Origin of the sequence: Flavobacterium antarcticum DSM 19726, from assembly GCF_000419685.1 — a bacterium.
In the GTDB taxonomy this organism is placed as follows: Bacteria; Bacteroidota; Bacteroidia; order Flavobacteriales; family Flavobacteriaceae; genus Flavobacterium; species Flavobacterium antarcticum.
This window is the reverse complement of the sequence record NZ_ATTM01000001.1, coordinates 469140-486152: the sequence shown is the minus strand read 5'-3', so window position 1 is coordinate 486152 and position 17013 is coordinate 469140. Positions and strand designations below refer to the sequence as shown.

Sequence of the window (17013 nt, the reverse complement as noted above, 5' to 3'; positions counted from 1 at the left end):
AAGAAGGAGAAAATTAAATTTTTCTCCTTTTTTATTAATAGCAGGTAACAATTTTACGAAATTGAAGTCTAACACTTAAAACTAATATTTTCGCAAGATGATTTTTAAACCTAAAGCATTTTTATTTTTCGCATTACTTTTATCTGTGTTCGGATGGTCTCAATCCAAAATCCAGGTATTTATGGATTTAAATAAAATCACGGATGACCAAGTTACCGTTTTAGTGAACGTGCCAACAACTTCCGCATCATCATTACTCTACAGTGTTCCAAAAATTATTCCTGGAACGTACTCCGAAGATGATTATGGAAAATATATCGTCGATTTTAAAGCATTTGATGCAAAAGGAAAGCTTTTAAATGTGTCAAAAATGACGGAGAATTCTTGGCAAATTGCCGATGCAAACAGAGCAAAAACGATTACTTATAAAGTAAACGACACCTACGACATTGAAGATACACATGAAATTTTTTCGCCAGCGGGAAGCAATATCGACAAGGGCAAAAATTTCATGATCAACACCCATGCTTTTGTAGGCTACTTTGATGGTTTTGCAAATTCACCTTACGAACTGACAATTCTTCATCCTGCACATCTTTGGGGTGCAACAGCGATGAATGATTTGGACGCATCCAAGAAGAAAGACGTTTTCGCAACAAGCAGGTATTCAACATTAGTTGAAAATCCCATTATGTATTCCAAACCGGATTATACCACGTTTACTATTCAAGGAATGGAAATCTTGATTGCCGTTTATTCGCCTAACGGAATCGTTACGGCTAAAAGTATTACGCCTGAAATGAAAAAAATGATGACGGCTCAGAAAAATTTTCTTGGTGATTTTAATGCTACAAAAAAATATGCAGTGCTACTCTATTTAGCGGATAATTCTAAACCCGATGCAGCAGGTTATGGCGCTTTAGAACATCCTACAGCAACAACCGTTGTTATGCCCGAAGCTTTGCCACTGGCAGAATTGCAAGAACAATTGAAAGATGTAGTTTCCCATGAATTCTTTCACATCGTAACCCCGTTAAGTATTCATTCTAAAGAAATTCAGAATTTTGACTACAACTCTCCTAAAATGTCCGAACATTTATGGATGTACGAAGGAGTCACCGAATATTTCGCAAATTTATTTCAGGTCAATCAAGGTTTGATATCTGAAGATGAATTTTACAAAAGAATGGCGGGGAAAATTGCCAATGCTTCTACCATGAACGACATGTTGCCTTTTACAAGGATGAGTGCCAATGTACTGATTAAACCTTATAAAGATCAATATTTGAACGTCTACGAAAAAGGCGCTTTAATTGCAATGTGTATTGACATTGAAATTCGAGAGCAAAGTAATGGCAAAAGTGGTATTTTGGATTTGATGAAGCAACTTTCAAAAGAGTACGGGACCGAGAAAGCATTTGACGACAGTGAATTATTTGCAAAAATAACTAAATTGACCTACCCATCAGTGGGAAATTTTCTATCAAAATACGTCAGTGGTCCTACTCCAATTCCTTATGTTGACTATTTTTCTAAAATGGGCGTTACAAAAACAATGGTAGCAACCGATGGGAATTTATTTATAAAAGAGCAAGCACCTTTAATCACAATCGACCCCAACACAAAAGAAATTAGTTTTATTCCCTATGCTCCATTACATCCCTTTCTACAAAAGATTGGTATTGAAAGTGGCGACATTTTACTGTCCGTAAACGGAAAAGCATACAATTTAGACAATATCAACGACTTAATTATGTGGAGTATGTCTCTGAAGGAAAATGATGAAGTTACTTTTAAGATCAGACGTGATGGAACAGAACATACATACACTGGAACAGCACTTCTTCCCAAAGAATTAATTCCGGGATACAAATTCACAGACAGCACAAAAGCATTACTTAAAGAAGCTTGGTTGAAAGGATAAGTAGTCCAAAACCAAATCCAAATATAATCCTCAAATAAGTCACTTGTTTGGGGATTTTTTTATTATTTTGCCAAAAAATTAAACCACATGAAAAACGTTTTTCTTGCACTTGCAACAGCGCTAGTTATTACAAGTTGTTCTGATAAAAATTCAGATGCTAATACACACATCACAGGAAATATCAAAGGATTTTCAAACGGAATGTTGTACTTACAAAAAATGAACGACAGTACTTTAGTTGCAATCGATAGTGTAAAAATACAGGGTAGTTCTACATTTAAATTTGACTTTAATTTAGAATCGCCAGAAGTAGTGTATTTAGTACTTGACCGTGGTGTGACGAAATCAATCGACAATAGTTTGCCTGTATTTGCAGAACCAGGAACGATGACTGTGGACACAGATCTTAAATACTTTTATGCAAGTGCGAAAGTAACAGGCTCAAAAAATCACGAATTATTTGAACAATTCCAAAAAATCAACAGTAAATACAACAGTGAAATACTTGATATTTCAAAAGAAAAATACGATGCCTTGCGTTTCAAAAGAGTGCAAGACTTAGATAGTATTGAAAGCAAATTAAACAAAAGAGTGAGTAGAAAGTATTTATACGGTATTAATTTTGCGCTTACAAACAAAGAGTACGAAGTGGCGCCATACGTAGCTTTAACTGAGCTTACAGGTGCCAATATAAAGTACTTAGACACCATAAATAATTCGATGTCTCAAAAGGTAGCACAATCAAGATACGGAAAGCTACTAACTGAATACCTCAACGAAAGAAGAAAAGAAAACTAGTTTGAATTTTTGTTTGAATATCAAATGCAACTCTAAACAGAGTTGCATTTTTTTTTAGTACAAGGTAGAAGCCGATTGTATTAATTTACAGTACATGTGTTATCTGTTTTGACATAGAACTCGTTCTAAATAAACACTAAATTATAAAGCACAAAAAAAACCATAACAAATAAATGTTATGGTTTCTGTATTGAGCCGGCGGAGGGACTCGAACCCACGACCTGCTGATTACAAATCAGCTGCTCTAGCCAACTGAGCTACGCTGGCGTCTCATTACGGGTGCAAATATAAGACTGAATTTTAAATTTCCAAATAAAATTTCAGATTTTTTTGCACTTTTTTTTCTTACAATGCGTTGATTTTAGCAACTAATTGATTAGCAGTTTCTTCTAAATCTTTATTGATTTGAGAAAAGTGTGCTTTTTTATTTTCAACATTTTTTGCATTCACTTTTGAGATCAAAGCGTCAAATGCAGCAATTGCTTCGTCAATTAAAGCATCTGTTTCTACACTTGGTTTTCCAGTTGTAGTCATTTCGTACAAGTAAACTGCTTCGATAATATCACCTAAAACGTAGTTGATGTCTTTCTTTAAATTCTTAATATTGGCCATTTTATTTTTATTTTAATTTCCGTTTGCAAAAGTACACATTATCTTCTTATATCCGCCTATTTAATATAAATTTCTAAAATCGAAGCATTTCCATGCAACACGTAATTTTTCAGTGCTGCTGGAATCAAAATTGTATCTCCTTTTTTGTACTCATAAATAGATCCTTCACTTTCAAAAGAGAAAGCACCTTCTACACACATATAAACAGTAAAAGAATCACCCTCTTTAGTGACTTCAAGCGTTTCGGCTAATGGAAGAAAATTTGTTGTAAAATAAGGACACTCCACAATTGGATTGGACTTATTGGGTTCTTTGAAGTAAAACTTTTGGGTTTCTTGTTTCTGGTAATTAATTGCTTCTAAAGCTAAATCAACATGTAATTCGCGTTTATTTCCAGTCTCGTCTCTTCGATCAAAATCATATAAACGGTAAGTGATATCAGAAGTCTGCTGAATTTCGGCGATTACAATTCCTGCTCCAATAGAATGAATCGTTCCCGTTTCAAGAAAAAAAGCATCGCCTTCTTGTACCGTAATTTGGTTTAAAATAGTTGGTAATTTATTGCTTTGTAATTTTTCCAAGTACTCACTTTCTGTTGCATTTTCTTTAAACCCAACAATAATCTCAGCATCTTTATCGGCTTGCATGATGTACCACATTTCAGTTTTCCCTAATGAATTATGGCGTTCTTTCGCTAAAACATCATTGGGATGTACTTGAATAGACAAATCTTCTTTGGCATCTAAAATCTTAAATAGCAATGGGAATTCTTTTCCAAAGCGCTGATAAACAAAAGTGCCAAGAATTTCAATAGGAAAAGATTCAATCAAATCCGTGATTAATTTTCCTTTAAAAGCGCCATTAGAAATTATACTGACTGCATTTTGAACCGCTGAAAGTTCCCAACTTTCGCCGGTAGTATTAGACACAATTGATTTATTAAATTGCGTTTTAAGTTTTTCGCCACCCCAAATTTTTTGTTTCAAAATAGGGTCAAATTGTAATGGATAGAACTGCTGGTGCATCAAAAAATGATTTTAACTAAATTGAAACTATTTATTCCCTTTATAAGAAACAAAATTACGAGGAGTTTCGTACAAGATCACTTCTAAATCATGTTCTTTAGTAATCCTTGCGCGAAGTTTATTCCATATTACCACTACAATATTTTCCGCGGTAGGATTCAGCTCTTTGAATTCTGGAACGTCTAAATTTAAATTTTTATGGTCAAAAGAATCTTCAATTTCGTACTTAATCAAGTCTGAAAGTATTTTTACATCCATGACGTAACCCGTTTCAGGATCAATCTGTCCTGTGACACTAACCGTTAAATCATAGTTGTGGCCGTGAAAATTAGGGTTGTTGCATTTTCCAAAAATACTTTGGTTTTTTTCATCACTCCAATCTTTGCGGTACAAACGATGTGCAGCGTTGAAATGTGCTTTGCGTGAAATAGTAACTTTCATAATAGTATTTTATTAAATCGTATGTTCTTCGATATAATGGTAAAATTTATCGAAAATAATTTTAAACCAAACCGTATAAATACCGGGATTTTCTTGCATGTCTTTTCGGACTGCTTCGATTGACATGTATTTCCAATTTTCAACCTCTTCCCCATTAATAATCGGTTTTTCATCAGAATATCCAATCATCACATGGTCAAGTTCATGCTCAGTCAAACCGTTGTCAAAAGGCGCTTTATAAATAAAGTGAAATAATTCTTTTAGTTCAGCAGTGAAACCCATTTCTTCTTGCAAACGTCTTGCTCCAGCTTGTACATTTGTTTCGCCACTTCTTTGGTGACTGCAACAGGTATTGGTCCACAACAAAGGAGAATGATACTTATGCGAAGCTCGTTGTTGCAGCATAATTTCGTTGTCTTTATTTAAAATAAAAACAGAAAAGGCACGATGCAATACCGCTTTTTCATGTGCTTCCAATTTAGGCATTAAGCCAATTGGTTCATCTTGTTCATTTACTAGAATAACTTGTTCTTCCATCATACTATACTCATATAATTTTCAAAAATACGAAAAACTTATTAGGTAAAAGCCGTTTTACAGCATTGTGAAATATTTAACGAAAGTTGAAGAAAAAGGCCTTCATTAAAAATAAATAATTACTTTTGGAACCTATTGTAGAGGAGCAAGAGACTATCTCTCAAGTAATAAAACATCTATTTAACCAGTACTAATAAACCGAAAATGAAATTAAAATTTACACTTCTAGTCCTTTTTATTAGCTGTTTTGCTCAGGCAAAAGAGGTAAACGCTACACTCTTTTTTACAGATGGTAAATTTGAAACAGGAGTACTTGATTCATTTCTTGAAGACAAATTTTTTGATTTCAACTTTTTTGGAACTTTTGAAGAAGGATTAATTTACAACGACAAAACAGTCAAGTTTAAAAGAAATGAGGATTCAGAATCAAAAAAAGTTGCGATTGCAGCTATTGACAAAATAGTAATCCATTACGACGGTTTTGACAAAGAGTACAGGGCTTTATTCATTAGAAACATTGACCGAAAAGGTTTTTTACAAGAAAGCAAAGTCAAAATTTTCCTGCCTTTATTGCGAAGTGGAAAGATCAATGTATATGGTTTTTACCACACGGAAAGCAGTACTAATCCCGGCGGAAAATTTCCTTCTGGCAAAACTTTTACTGTTAGCGAAATTTTCTATTACCAAAATGCCAATGAAAACTATGCTATTGATTACTACAACATTGAGATACAAGATATTTTTAATTTGCGTGATAGAATGGCAAACCCTTTAAAAGAATTATTCAAAGATTGTCCAGCACTTGTTAAAAAAGTGGACAACTATATGTATGACAAAAATCTTTCTAAAGAGGAAAAAAAGAAATTAAAAGCCGAAAGCAAAAACATGTATAAAGCGACTCAAAAAGAATACAACAAACTACCGAAAGACCAAAAGCGGGGCGACTTGTTACTTTTTCACCAATACAATATGAAAATGTTTGACGAGCTTTTACTGGAGTACGAAAACTGCAACTAGGTTACGAAATACTTTCTGCAATTTTCAATGCACATTTTTCACCGTCAATTGCGGCAGAAATAATTCCACCTGCATAACCGGCTCCTTCAGCACAAGGATACAATCCTTTTATTTGCAAATGTTCTAGTGAAATTGGGTCGCGAGGAATTCGAACTGGTGAAGAAGTTCTGGATTCTGGGGCGTGTAAAATGGCTTCGTTCGTCAGATATCCTTTCATCGATTTGCCAAATTCAACAAACCCTTCTCGCAAGGTTTGTGTTAAAAATCCTGGAAATACGCGTCCTAATTCTATTGAAGTAGTTCCAGGAACATACGACGTTTTAGGTATCGATTCGGAGACTTTACTTTGTGTAAAATCAATCATACGTTGTGCAGGAACTTTTTGCGTTTCTCCCGCTAATCGCCACGCTTGCTGCTCGATACTTTTTTGAAATTCCATTCCAGCAAGAGGTCCAAATTTTTCAAAAGGTTTAAAATCTTCTAATTTTAATTCGACCACAATACCAGAATTGGCTGTTGGCTGGTCTCTTTTTGAAGGCGACCAACCGTTTGTCACAACTTCCCCTGGACTTGTGGCACAAGGTGCAATAACGCCACCAGGACACATACAAAACGAATATATTCCGCGACCGTTTACTTGCTTGACAATAGAGTATGGAGCTGGTGGAAGAAATTCTCCCCGAAAATCACAACTGTACTGAATTTTATCAATTAATTCCTGTGGATGTTCTGCCCGAACGCCTAAAGCAAAAGGTTTCGCTTCAATAAATATTTGTTTTCGGTGCAACAATTCATAAATATCACGAGCCGAATGTCCTGTTGCTAGAATTAAATGAGATGCTAGAATTTTATCGCCATTTTGAGTGACAACACCTTCAATAGAATTATTTTTCACAAGAAAATCAACAACTTTCGTGTCAAATAAAACTTGGCCACCAAACTCGATGATTTTCTCTCGAATGGCTTGAATAATTTTAGGTAATTTATTGGTTCCAATATGCGGATGTGCATCAACCATGATATCGGCTGGCGAACCAAAGGCAACGAATAACTCTAGAATCCGATCTACGTCGCCGCGTTTTTTTGAACGTGTGTATAACTTTCCATCGGAATACGTTCCTGCTCCACCTTCACCATAACAATAATTTGAATCTTCATGAACGATGTGATCACGGTTAATCGCTTTCAAGTCGCGTCGGCGTTCTTGCACGTTTTTCCCCCGTTCTAAAACGATTGGTTTTAATCCCACTTCAATCAATTGCAAAGCGGCAAAAAGTCCGGCCGGTCCTGCTCCAACGACCAGCACTTCTCTTGCATTTGAAACATCTTTGTAATCTGGTAATTCAATTTGCTTTTCAACAATAGGTTCTCCATGAAAAAAAACAACCACTTTTAAGTTGATTTTAATTGCTTTTTGTCGCGCATCAATCGAGCGTTTCAAAATCGAAACATGCTGAATTTCAGCAGAACTGATGCGTTCTAATTTTCCAATATGCGCTTTTAGCAAATCAGCATTTACTGCAATTTCAGGGGCAACTTGGAGCAAGAGTTCTTTAGACATGAATCGTTTATTTTTTTACAAAAATAGCGATTTTTTAAAACATAAGCTTCAAGATGATTGAGGTTATCCTTACTATTTACTTTGTAGTATTTTTCATTTCAAAAGATCGCAAGGCAAAAGATGCTAACCAATGTTCACCCTCATAATTCCCATCCACAACGGAAGGAAGCGAGAAAGTCAAATGCGTATCTGCAAGTTCTTGTAAGTGTGAAAATTCCTTTGGATACTGCTGTATTAAATAATAAAAATTCCAAGCGCGACTGAAATTCAATCCATCCAAATGTACTAAATGTCCATCCGTTCGATCCGAAACTCGAGCCACATCCCAATTGTATTTCCGATTAAATAATTTTAGCGCGAATTGTTTCGTCCAAACTAAAAAAATTTTCGCAGGCAGAACACGTTGCATAATTCCCAACTCCTCTAAACATGGCGACAAGAAATCTGTACCACTTGGTTCCCAGTCAAAAGGGCAATTTTCGTCTTTTTGATATAGTCGGATTGCATTTTCAGAAATACTTTGGCGCAAAGCCTCGTTTTTAGAATAAACGGCATAATCCCACGCCAAGTTCATCCCGAAAGCCGTGTTAGAATGCGTTCCTGCTCGAATGGGATAATTTAATTTGGGTAAAAACTCGATATACCGACTCGCGATAATATCGGTAAGTGGTTGCAGGTTTTGTGCTAAATTTTTCGCGTAAGCATCAGAAGATGAATCGAGTTCCATTTGTAACTTTAGTAGCCAAGCCCAACCATAAGTACGTTCAAACGACTTTTCATGAGGTTTTGAAAGGTATTCAATTTCTTTTTGAATATTTTCTTTAGATAAATTGACTTGTAACTTTTTAATGACTTCGGCACGAGAATTCAATTCAGGAAAGTGATTTAGCAAATAAACTAAACTCCAATGTCCGTGCACCGAGGAATGCCAATCAAAACAACCATAAAACGCAGGATGTAATTCTTTCGGAGAAGCTATTTCAGAACTGTCAATTAAAAGTTGGCTTAACTTATTGGGATACTCTTGTTGCAAACATTTGATAGGTAGAGTGGCCAAATGATTGGCTTGTTCCGCCGTGAGGATTTGAGCAAAACTAGAAGAAGCTACAGTTAGAAATAGCAAAATATATTTGTACATACGGGATACTTTTACTCAAAAATACGCATTTTGAAGTAAGTTAGTTACTTGAGTTCTACAAAAAATGGATAAACGATGAAGTACGGAGTTTAAAAAACTAGGCTATTTATAAAAACGGCGTATTTTTGCATTAAAACACAAACAAAATGGAACGTCAGATAAAATTAATTTGGGATTTTAGAGGTCAAGCAGCTGCGAAAACTGCTGAGCATCATTTGGTTCATCTAAAAGAATATATTGAAAGTGAAAAATTACCATTAGACAATACTGGTTTTGAAATCATTAATGACATGTACTCAATCGCTTATATTGTAGTTACTGATGCACATATGATTCAGATACGCGATACTTTAAAACCGCATCGTGGTGAACTTTACGAAGTAAAACTTTAGCGCACTTTTGCAAAATTAATAGTTCTTTCTGTTCGAGAATTCATTAAAATAAAAAATCCCGATTGTCGCGTGACAATCGGGATTTAAGTTTTACGCTAAAAGCGTGTGTTCAAATAATTATTTTTTGATCACTTTTACATTTTTAGTAATTCCTTTTACGGTTACTTGCAAGATGTAATTTCCAGCTGCCATAGTAGCCATGTCAATCGTCACTTTAGAAGCATTTGTGTTTCTATTGTAAACCATTTGACCTAACATATTGTACAGTTGAACACTTTGAATGGCTTCTGAATAATCCACAGTTAAGACATCTTGAACTGGATTTGGATAATAACGAAGGTTACTAATTTCAAACGAAGGAGTTTTTAAATCTACTCCTGCAGTTACTGCTAAACGAGTGGTACTTTCACATCCATTAACCGTCTGGGAAGCATAGTAAGTTGTTCCTGAAACCAGTACTGTAGATGTTGGCAAAACAGTTGAACCTGTTGCATCACTGTACCACATAATACTACTACCCACTACTGTAAAGTCTGCTAAAGTTTGACCAGCTGTAAAATCTTGAGTTGCTGTTCCTGTTGGTGCAGGTGTACTTCCAATAACTACTGCTACCATAGTTCTTGCACTTTCACATTCAGCAACTGTTTGAGAAACATAGTAGTTTCCAGAAGCTAATGTAGTTGTGCTAACCAATGCCGTTCCACCTGTTGCCGCAGCATACCACTTTAGATCTGTACCAGTGGCTACTAAATCAGCTACTGTTGCAGCGTTACAGAATGTTTGCGTTGAAGCAGTTGGTGCAGCAGTAACGTTTAAAGTTACGGCAACCATCGTTCTTGCACTTTCACATCCAGCAACTGTTTGAGAAACATAATAGTTTCCAGAAGCTAAAGTTGTCGTGTCAGTTAAAGGAGTTAAAGTTGTGTCATCAGCATACCACTGAATTGTTGAACCAACTATTCCTGTCGCTACTAAATCAGCTACCGTTCCAACGTTACAGAATGTTTGAGCAGTTGCAGTTGGTGCAGCAGTAACATTTAAAGTTACTACAACCATCGTTCTTGCGCTTTCACATCCAGCAACTGATTGAGAAACATAATAGTTTCCAGAAGCTAAATCTGTTGTGTTAACCAATGCAGTTCCACCTGTTGCGGCAGCATACCACTGTAAATCTGTTCCTGTTGCTACTAAATCAGCAACGGTCCCAACGTTACAGAATGTTTGTGCAGTTGCAGTTGGTGCAGTTACCGTCTCAACAGTTAAAACACCACTCACATTAGTTGTACCATCCCAAATTCCTCCACCAGTAGCAGTATAACCGCCATAAACATAGTTTCCAGGAGTGTATACGAATCTACTCGCTACGTAATAAGTACCTGCTGTTAACGGTCCAAATGTCATTTGATATTCGTCGTTATTATCAACTTGTACGTTAAAACTAGCTAATTCCCAGCTTGCTTCAGACCATGTTGCAGGATCTGTGTTTGCTGAATTTTTTCCAATCCAAGCTGTTATTCCAGCTCCTTGACCTGCAGCTTCAGTAACTCCCGCTTTATACACTTGAGCATAGAAAGTCTGAGTAGCACAATCTGTGATTGTTGCAGTACCAGGGAATTGTAAATTTGCATAAGAAATACCGCAATCAATAGCTGTAATTTCTATATCTGTAGTTGAAGTACAACCTAACGAAGTACTCGCAAGAGCTGAGTAAGTGGTCGTAACGCTAGGTTTTGCATAAACGCTAATTTCCGGCGTTCCAACATATGGAATTGTTGCAGCAGCATCTAAGTAAAGATTCGTAGTTGGAGACCAAGTAGGCAATTCAAATGACTTAGCTATAATTCCTCTAGTACGACTCGAACTTTGTTCTCCACAAGTACTATTTGCATGTGTATAAAATCTAATGTCAGATGCAGTTGTTGAAGTCCACTGAAGAGGAGTTTGACCCGCCGCGTACATAACAGTTCCTGCTGAATTACTGATTGTAATATAATCTGTAGCAATAGAAGAAACAAAAGTGTAATTAACATTTGCTAATGCAGAGACTACGCTGTATTCACTCGCGTAACCAACTGTAGTTACAACATTAACCGTTGTACCGTCAAGAATAGAAGGACTGAAAGTACTCGCTGGATACTGACCATTAACCTCAGTTAAGCAGCCTCCAACCATTGGACTAATAGCTCCAACGCTCAATTTTACTGCAGAATCACCAATACACAATGAAGTTGCAGAAGCATTAATTACGACAGCACTTGGTAACGGATTAACAGTAACTTCGTAAGTTCCTAAATTAGAACAAACACCAGCTGATTGTGATGCTGTCAATGTATACGTTGTCGTAGTAGTAGGACTAAACATCCAACCACTTGTTGCATTACCTGTAACTCCTTCAACTGGAGACCATACATAAGTATCATAATCTGAAGCACCTGTTAAAATCGTAACTGCTGTTGGAGTTGTTTCTCCGCTACAAATAGTTGCAGTAGTTCCATCAAGGGCAAATGCTGGAGGAGCTGTTACAGTTGCAACAACCGGTACTCTTGAAGAGCCACAAACATTGAATCCATTTATGGTAAATCTCGGACGATTTAAAGTTGTTCCTGCAGCACTCGTTTCTGCCAACATATCAGCTGGTGTCAAATTATCTCTCTGACGGTATGATGTCGATGTAAAACCAACATTATCCACTTTCATTCCTGAAGAACTCGCTGTACTAGCAGCCGGTACACTACTCCAAGAAATAGAAATAACAATATTTGACAAACCATCCCAGTTAAAAACGCTATCTGATCCAGCACCTGTGCCGAATGTTAAAGTGTTAACTACATTAGGAAGAGGCATAAATCCATCATTTGCAAGTGTTCCCTTATATACCTGTTGTAATCCGGAAACAAACGTGGTGGTTGCTAATTGTTGAGAAGTAGCACCCATTTGCACTGTAAAACCTTGATAGGCTTGTCCAGCTGTTGTAGTTTCAAAACCTAAACTTGTAATGATACCTGCAGATATACCTGCCGCGGTCAATTCTGAAGCTTTGATAATATATTGTGTTTTAGCACCACCCCAAACTCCTGGAAGAAATGAAGAGCCAGAACTACTACTTGTTGTTGCTCCTAAACCCAGTACAGAATTTACAACTGAGCTTTGCTCTGCTGACGCATAAAATGTTGTAGTAGTACTTATTGACGGAGTGTTAAAAGGCGTACCTGCTCCAATTGGCGCTCCACCTGTCGCATTTGTATACCAAGATACCGTAGCTCCTGCATTTGCTGTAGCAGCTAAAGTTGCACTTCCAACACCACAAATTGAATCTGGTGTAGTAGACGTGATCACATTTGAAAAGTTAACTTGAACGGGAGTAGAAGTCCCTGTGTTTGTTGTACAAGTTACTTGAGCTCTGTAGTAGTTATTAGCAGTTGGAGTTAATGTTACCGTAGCATCACTTGCTCCAACTATTGGTGTATAGACCACACCGTCTGCTGAACTTTCCCAAATGTAAGTAATCCCTGTTCCTGCAATTACATTTTCCAACGATAAAGTCAATGATTGACCACTGCATAAAGTTGAAGTTGAGGCAATCGTGTTTCCAGGAACTGGTGTTCCCATACAAACATTAGAATTCGCATAAGAAATAAAACCTGTGAAATCTGCTGAAGGAACAGACATATTAGACTCCGTTGAAGGAGGCGGACCTGCATCATATGTTGCAACACTTCCAAAAGCGTTACCATATATTCCAGCAGCTGCCGTTCCTAAAACAGGAATGCTGCTAGAAGTAATTCCTGCATCACTTAATTTTACATCGATATCTGTATAGGTTCCACTAATTGCAGAAACTGCCCATCTTTTTGATGCAAGTGAATTAATAGATGTATTAACTGTTCCTGTATTTGTATTAAAAGTTTCTGCTTTGAACACTGAAATTGCAGTTGTAGAAGGTGCAATAGCAACAGGCATGTATTCCGCTTTACCAACTGGGAATGTTACAAAATTTGTATTTCCACTAGCGATAGTTCGTGCAAATGGACCATTAAACATCGTTGTAGCACTTGGCGTACCAGAAAAAGTTGCAGTTGCAGTTGCAGTTCCTAGCGTCAAAAAGTTAGTTGCTGTAGTATTTACGATACCTGATATCATATTTAATGTTCCACTAACAGATATTGGCGTATTTAAAGTTATTCCGGTACTATTTGTATTATTTATGTTTACGGTTCCAAAACTCGCTGTTGGAAGAGTTGCCGAATTTCTAAATATACCCGAACCAGAAATACTTTGAGCATTTGCACTAGCTGAACCAGTACCGTTTGTCCAAGTAGCTAAATTTAAAGCGATTGTCGAAGTTACAGTACCGTCATTACTAATATTTCCTGCTACATAAGTAGTTGATGACATCTGATATTCACCCGATAAAATGATTAAATCTCCTAATATTCCAACTGTAGAATTAGTTTTAACAAATCTATTAGTTCCTGTCAATGCATCAACTTTCAAACTTCCCACTGAATAATAGTACGAACCAGGGTATAAATAGACATAAAATCCATTTGCACCTCCACCAGCTGTCGTCGATACTCCGTCACCAAATTTAATAGTATGTAGAGGGCTTGCTGCATTTGCAGCGCCACCTTGCGAAATTGAAAGTGAATAATCTGAAGTCGAAGCGCTAGCGTGTGGATCTACGATTGTAATCGTTCCTCCCGTCAGGTTCAAATTAGAAACAGCAGTAGCGGTTACTCGTACTATTGGCGTACCTGTCGCAACAGAGTTACCCACTACACCATCACTTCCATCAACGTTAATAATACCACCTGATTGATTGAATATAGAGCCTGAATTATTCATTAAATTTCCATTAATGTTTAACGTTCCTCCACTAACAGTTAATGTTCCGTTGTTCACTACAAAATTATTATTTAATGTACAACCTGCAGTTAAATCACCAGCAGCTACCACTAAAGTAGCACCGTTATTAATAGTAATTGATTTTGAGATATTTCCTGCACCTGATGAAGTAACAGTATGTCCGCCACTGATAACAATTGCATCAGTACAAGTTGGCACACTACCTTTATTCCATGTAGTTGCATTGTTCCAAGGACCACTAGTAATAGGTGAGAAGAGCAACTCAGCCGTTCCAATACCAATATATAATCCAGAAGTTGCTAGTAAATCTGCTTCGTTTACAGCGGAACGTTGTGCTGCCGCACCTGCAAAAGTGGGTTGATTTGTTCCAGAAATTGAAGCCGTTTCTCCTACAACTCTACTTGTTGCCGCACTAGCTGAATAAGCCTCGGGAGCGAAGATTGAAACGATGTAACTTCCTGCTGAAGGCATCGTTCCTTGGGTTGTAACTTGAAATTTACCATTAAATCGATCCGTTACTGTGTACGTTCCATCGGTAATTGACATACCATATGTAAGTGTGGTTTCATCCGTATATTTCACAGCATATTGACCACCATCAACAGGTAACGTTCTACCAAGATAAAGTAATCGTGGTTGTCCTGCTGCATTTATAAAAGGATATCGTCCTCCTTGCGCAGTTTGAATTGAGGCTGGCCCTAAAGTAGTATATCCCGTTGCTCCAGCACTCCACCATCTAGAAAATGTTCCGCTTGTAAAACCTCCATTTGTAGAAGAAAATGCACCTGTACCAGTATGGATCATGGTACTAACACCATGTGTTAACTTATTCGAACCAAGATTTATTTTAGCATTACTGATGTTTAAATTATACTCTACACTAACATTGTTGAATTGCCAATCAATATTTGGAATAGCTGAACTTGTATTTGAGCACGTTAAATTTCTAATCACACCACTAACAAATGTTCCAGCACCACTAATGGTTTGTAACGCTGTTCCGTTTAGCGTTAAATTCCCTGAACTTGCTGTTCCAACGGAAAGATTAATAGAACCATCATTTATGATGTTTCCACCAACAATTAGTGTTTTACCTGCAGTGCCATTGTATACGTTGACAGTTCCCGATGCGCTAACAGCTAGGTTTTCTACAACTGAAAATGAAGTAGGTGTAGCAGTGTAATCTAATATTCCATTCACGGTAACATTTTTGGCTGATTTTCCATTAGCATCTACCGACACTGTAGTTCCCGCCGCAATTGTAGCATTATCGTAGATTGTCGGAACAATTCCAGAATTCCACGTTGCTGGTGAAGTAAAATCACCAGAAGCAATACTTACAAAATTTCCCGGAGCTGCTGAAGTAAGTGAAATATTGTCAATTGCAGCAGGTGGTTGTGTGCCTCCTACTTCATTTTTCCATGAAAATATTAATCGAACCGTAGTACCCGCTAATGCAGCTGGCAAGTAGTAAGATGCGTTTTGGACGCCTGTAGCTAAAGATCCGTTTCCAATATATGTTGCACCTGCAATTCCAGAAGGAACAGAAGTTGTTCCGGAACCGGCATGTGTAGTTACACCAACTGGTGTAACAGTAGTAGGAGCATAAAACACCTGCCACAAATCATAACTATTCTCACCTTTTTGAGCCCAATCAAAAGTCAACAAAATTTTAGTTTCGCCAACAGGTATTGTTACATCCTTGTAAAAATAATTAGTTGCATTATTTGACTGAGTGTAAGCATTAGTTACACCACCGTCGTTAGATATAAAAGCACTGTTTCCAGCAATTGAACCAGTGTTAGCAGCCGATCCAATCATCCATGGATTATTTACAGAGTTTGACTCTGTCCATCCATTAGCGGCAAAAGTAGTCCCAAGTTCAAATCCACCACCTGTCGCTGGATTTATCAAAACCGACTGGGCAGTAGCATCAAGTCCTCCAAAAAGAGAAAGGAGAAACAGTAATGCGAATCCCATCGATTTCATACTCATGGTCTGCCAATTCCTTGGCGAACCTGAGTACTCATCTAATTTGCTAGATAAATCTATCTGATTTATAAAGCCTGAGTAAAATTCGTTCATAAATAGTTTTTGTTAAAAATTAGGCTACTAAATTAACAAATAAACTATGATAAAGTTAATTTTATGTTATTTTGTGATACACAAATAGAAAGATTTATCGAATAGACAGTAAACAATGTACTTTAAAGAAACAACGATTATTAAAATCAGTAATTGGAATAATAAATAATTTATATTTCAATATATTAACAATATATTAAAACATAGATGTTAGATTTTTTATAAAAAAAAAGCCTTTCGTTAAAAAGGCTTTAATCTATTATGCTTGTCCTGCAGGACCAAAACTAAGTGGAATAGCGGGTTGTTCCGTATCTTTTATTTCACCATTGGCCATTTCGTAGCGGTGAATATTTTCTCCTAATGCTTTTAAGAGTCGTTTAGCGTGTTGCGGTGTCAATATAATTCTCGACTTCACTTTGGCCTTTGGTGTACCAGGCATGATGCAAACATAATCAACAACAAATTCAGAAGCTGAATGGTTGATTATTGCTAAATTAGAATAAATTCCTTCCGCTGTTTTTTCATCCAGTTCGATATTTATCTGTCCTTGCGGTTGGTTTTGGTTTTGATCGCTCATGTTTTTTTGGGTTTAGGGTAATGGGTATAAAATGTTGGTT

Annotated in this window: 12 protein-coding genes and 1 tRNA gene; 4 read left to right on the top strand and 9 right to left on the bottom strand. The window is 36.8% G+C overall.

Annotated elements, in window-relative coordinates; genetic code table 11:
• Positions 1-181: 181 nt before the first annotated feature.
• Both YWA_RS0102305 and YWA_RS0102300 read left to right on the top strand, forming a co-directional pair.
• The gene (locus YWA_RS0102305; RefSeq protein WP_245557694.1) at positions 182-1924 is read left to right on the top strand and encodes a M61 family metallopeptidase; all 1743 of its coding nucleotides are present in this window, start codon (positions 182-184) and stop codon (positions 1922-1924) included.
• A gap of 87 nt (positions 1925-2011) precedes the next feature.
• Positions 2012-2722 (top strand): DUF4369 domain-containing protein, encoded by a 711-nt coding sequence (locus YWA_RS0102300; protein ID WP_022826879.1) that lies wholly within the window; start codon positions 2012-2014, stop codon positions 2720-2722.
• Positions 2723-2915: 193 nt separating this feature from the next.
• On the opposite strand, the gene YWA_RS0102295 is transcribed toward YWA_RS0102300, so the two are convergent.
• The 5 genes from YWA_RS0102295 to idi all read right to left on the bottom strand — a co-directional run bounded on the left by YWA_RS0102295 (position 2916) and on the right by idi (position 5340).
• Positions 2916-2989 (bottom strand) — tRNA-Thr (locus tag YWA_RS0102295).
• A 78-nt stretch (positions 2990-3067) separates the two neighbouring features.
• Positions 3068-3334: a hypothetical protein gene (locus YWA_RS0102290; RefSeq protein ID WP_022826878.1), complete on the bottom strand. Its 267-nt coding sequence runs from the start codon at positions 3332-3334 to the stop codon at positions 3068-3070.
• 56 nt (positions 3335-3390) lie between these two features.
• Entirely contained in the window at positions 3391-4359 is a 969-nt protein-coding gene (locus YWA_RS0102285) for a type I phosphomannose isomerase catalytic subunit (RefSeq protein ID WP_022826877.1), read from the bottom strand.
• Between the two features lie 27 nt (positions 4360-4386).
• Positions 4387-4800, bottom strand: a complete 414-nt coding sequence (locus YWA_RS0102280) for a 6-pyruvoyl trahydropterin synthase family protein (protein WP_022826876.1) — start codon at positions 4798-4800, stop codon at positions 4387-4389.
• Between the two features lie 12 nt (positions 4801-4812).
• Entirely contained in the window at positions 4813-5340 is a 528-nt protein-coding gene (idi, locus tag YWA_RS0102275; RefSeq protein WP_022826875.1) for an isopentenyl-diphosphate Delta-isomerase, read from the bottom strand.
• Positions 5341-5541: 201 nt separating this feature from the next.
• On the opposite strand from idi, the gene YWA_RS0102270 reads away from it, so the two are divergent.
• On the top strand, positions 5542-6354 hold the full coding sequence (locus tag YWA_RS0102270; protein ID WP_022826874.1) for a hypothetical protein: 813 nt from the start codon (positions 5542-5544) through the stop codon (positions 6352-6354).
• 1 nt (position 6355) lies between these two features.
• Here the strand turns inward: YWA_RS0102270 and YWA_RS0102265 are convergent, their stop codons facing one another.
• Positions 6356-7915, bottom strand: coding sequence for an NAD(P)/FAD-dependent oxidoreductase (locus YWA_RS0102265; protein WP_022826873.1), 1560 nt, complete (start codon positions 7913-7915; stop codon positions 6356-6358).
• A 76-nt stretch (positions 7916-7991) separates the two neighbouring features.
• Positions 7992-9053: a DUF2891 domain-containing protein gene (locus YWA_RS0102260; protein ID WP_022826872.1), complete on the bottom strand. Its 1062-nt coding sequence runs from the start codon at positions 9051-9053 to the stop codon at positions 7992-7994.
• A 146-nt stretch (positions 9054-9199) separates the two neighbouring features.
• Here YWA_RS0102260 and YWA_RS0102255 point away from each other — a divergent pair, with 146 nt between their 5' ends.
• Complete coding sequence (locus tag YWA_RS0102255) at positions 9200-9445, top strand: hypothetical protein (RefSeq protein ID WP_022826871.1); 246 nt, start codon at positions 9200-9202, stop codon at positions 9443-9445.
• A gap of 117 nt (positions 9446-9562) precedes the next feature.
• Here YWA_RS0102255 and YWA_RS0102250 read toward each other — a convergent pair whose 3' ends face one another.
• Both YWA_RS0102250 and YWA_RS0102245 read right to left on the bottom strand, forming a co-directional pair.
• Positions 9563-16396 (bottom strand): T9SS type A sorting domain-containing protein, encoded by a 6834-nt coding sequence (locus YWA_RS0102250; protein WP_084682965.1) that lies wholly within the window; start codon positions 16394-16396, stop codon positions 9563-9565.
• Positions 16397-16655: 259 nt separating this feature from the next.
• Positions 16656-16973, bottom strand: coding sequence for a DUF3467 domain-containing protein (locus YWA_RS0102245; protein ID WP_022826869.1), 318 nt, complete (start codon positions 16971-16973; stop codon positions 16656-16658).
• Positions 16974-17013 lie beyond the last annotated feature (40 nt).

Excerpts from the sequence above, each read along its gene's own strand:
- YWA_RS0102305 (WP_245557694.1), top strand. The coding sequence starts at position 182 with ATGGATTTAAATAAAATCACGGATGACCAAGTTACCGTTTTAGTGAAC.
- YWA_RS0102300 (WP_022826879.1), top strand. The coding sequence starts at position 2,012 with ATGAAAAACGTTTTTCTTGCACTTGCAACAGCGCTAGTTATTACAAGT.
- YWA_RS0102290 (WP_022826878.1), bottom strand. The coding sequence starts at position 3,334 with ATGGCCAATATTAAGAATTTAAAGAAAGACATCAACTACGTTTTAGGT.
- YWA_RS0102285 (WP_022826877.1), bottom strand. The coding sequence starts at position 4,359 with ATGCACCAGCAGTTCTATCCATTACAATTTGACCCTATTTTGAAACAA.
- YWA_RS0102280 (WP_022826876.1), bottom strand. The coding sequence starts at position 4,800 with ATGAAAGTTACTATTTCACGCAAAGCACATTTCAACGCTGCACATCGT.
- idi (WP_022826875.1), bottom strand. The coding sequence starts at position 5,340 with ATGATGGAAGAACAAGTTATTCTAGTAAATGAACAAGATGAACCAATT.
- YWA_RS0102270 (WP_022826874.1), top strand. The coding sequence starts at position 5,542 with ATGAAATTAAAATTTACACTTCTAGTCCTTTTTATTAGCTGTTTTGCT.
- YWA_RS0102265 (WP_022826873.1), bottom strand. The coding sequence starts at position 7,915 with ATGTCTAAAGAACTCTTGCTCCAAGTTGCCCCTGAAATTGCAGTAAAT.
- YWA_RS0102260 (WP_022826872.1), bottom strand. The coding sequence starts at position 9,053 with ATGTACAAATATATTTTGCTATTTCTAACTGTAGCTTCTTCTAGTTTT.
- YWA_RS0102255 (WP_022826871.1), top strand. The coding sequence starts at position 9,200 with ATGGAACGTCAGATAAAATTAATTTGGGATTTTAGAGGTCAAGCAGCT.
- YWA_RS0102250 (WP_084682965.1), bottom strand. The coding sequence starts at position 16,396 with ATGAACGAATTTTACTCAGGCTTTATAAATCAGATAGATTTATCTAGC.
- YWA_RS0102245 (WP_022826869.1), bottom strand. The coding sequence starts at position 16,973 with ATGAGCGATCAAAACCAAAACCAACCGCAAGGACAGATAAATATCGAA.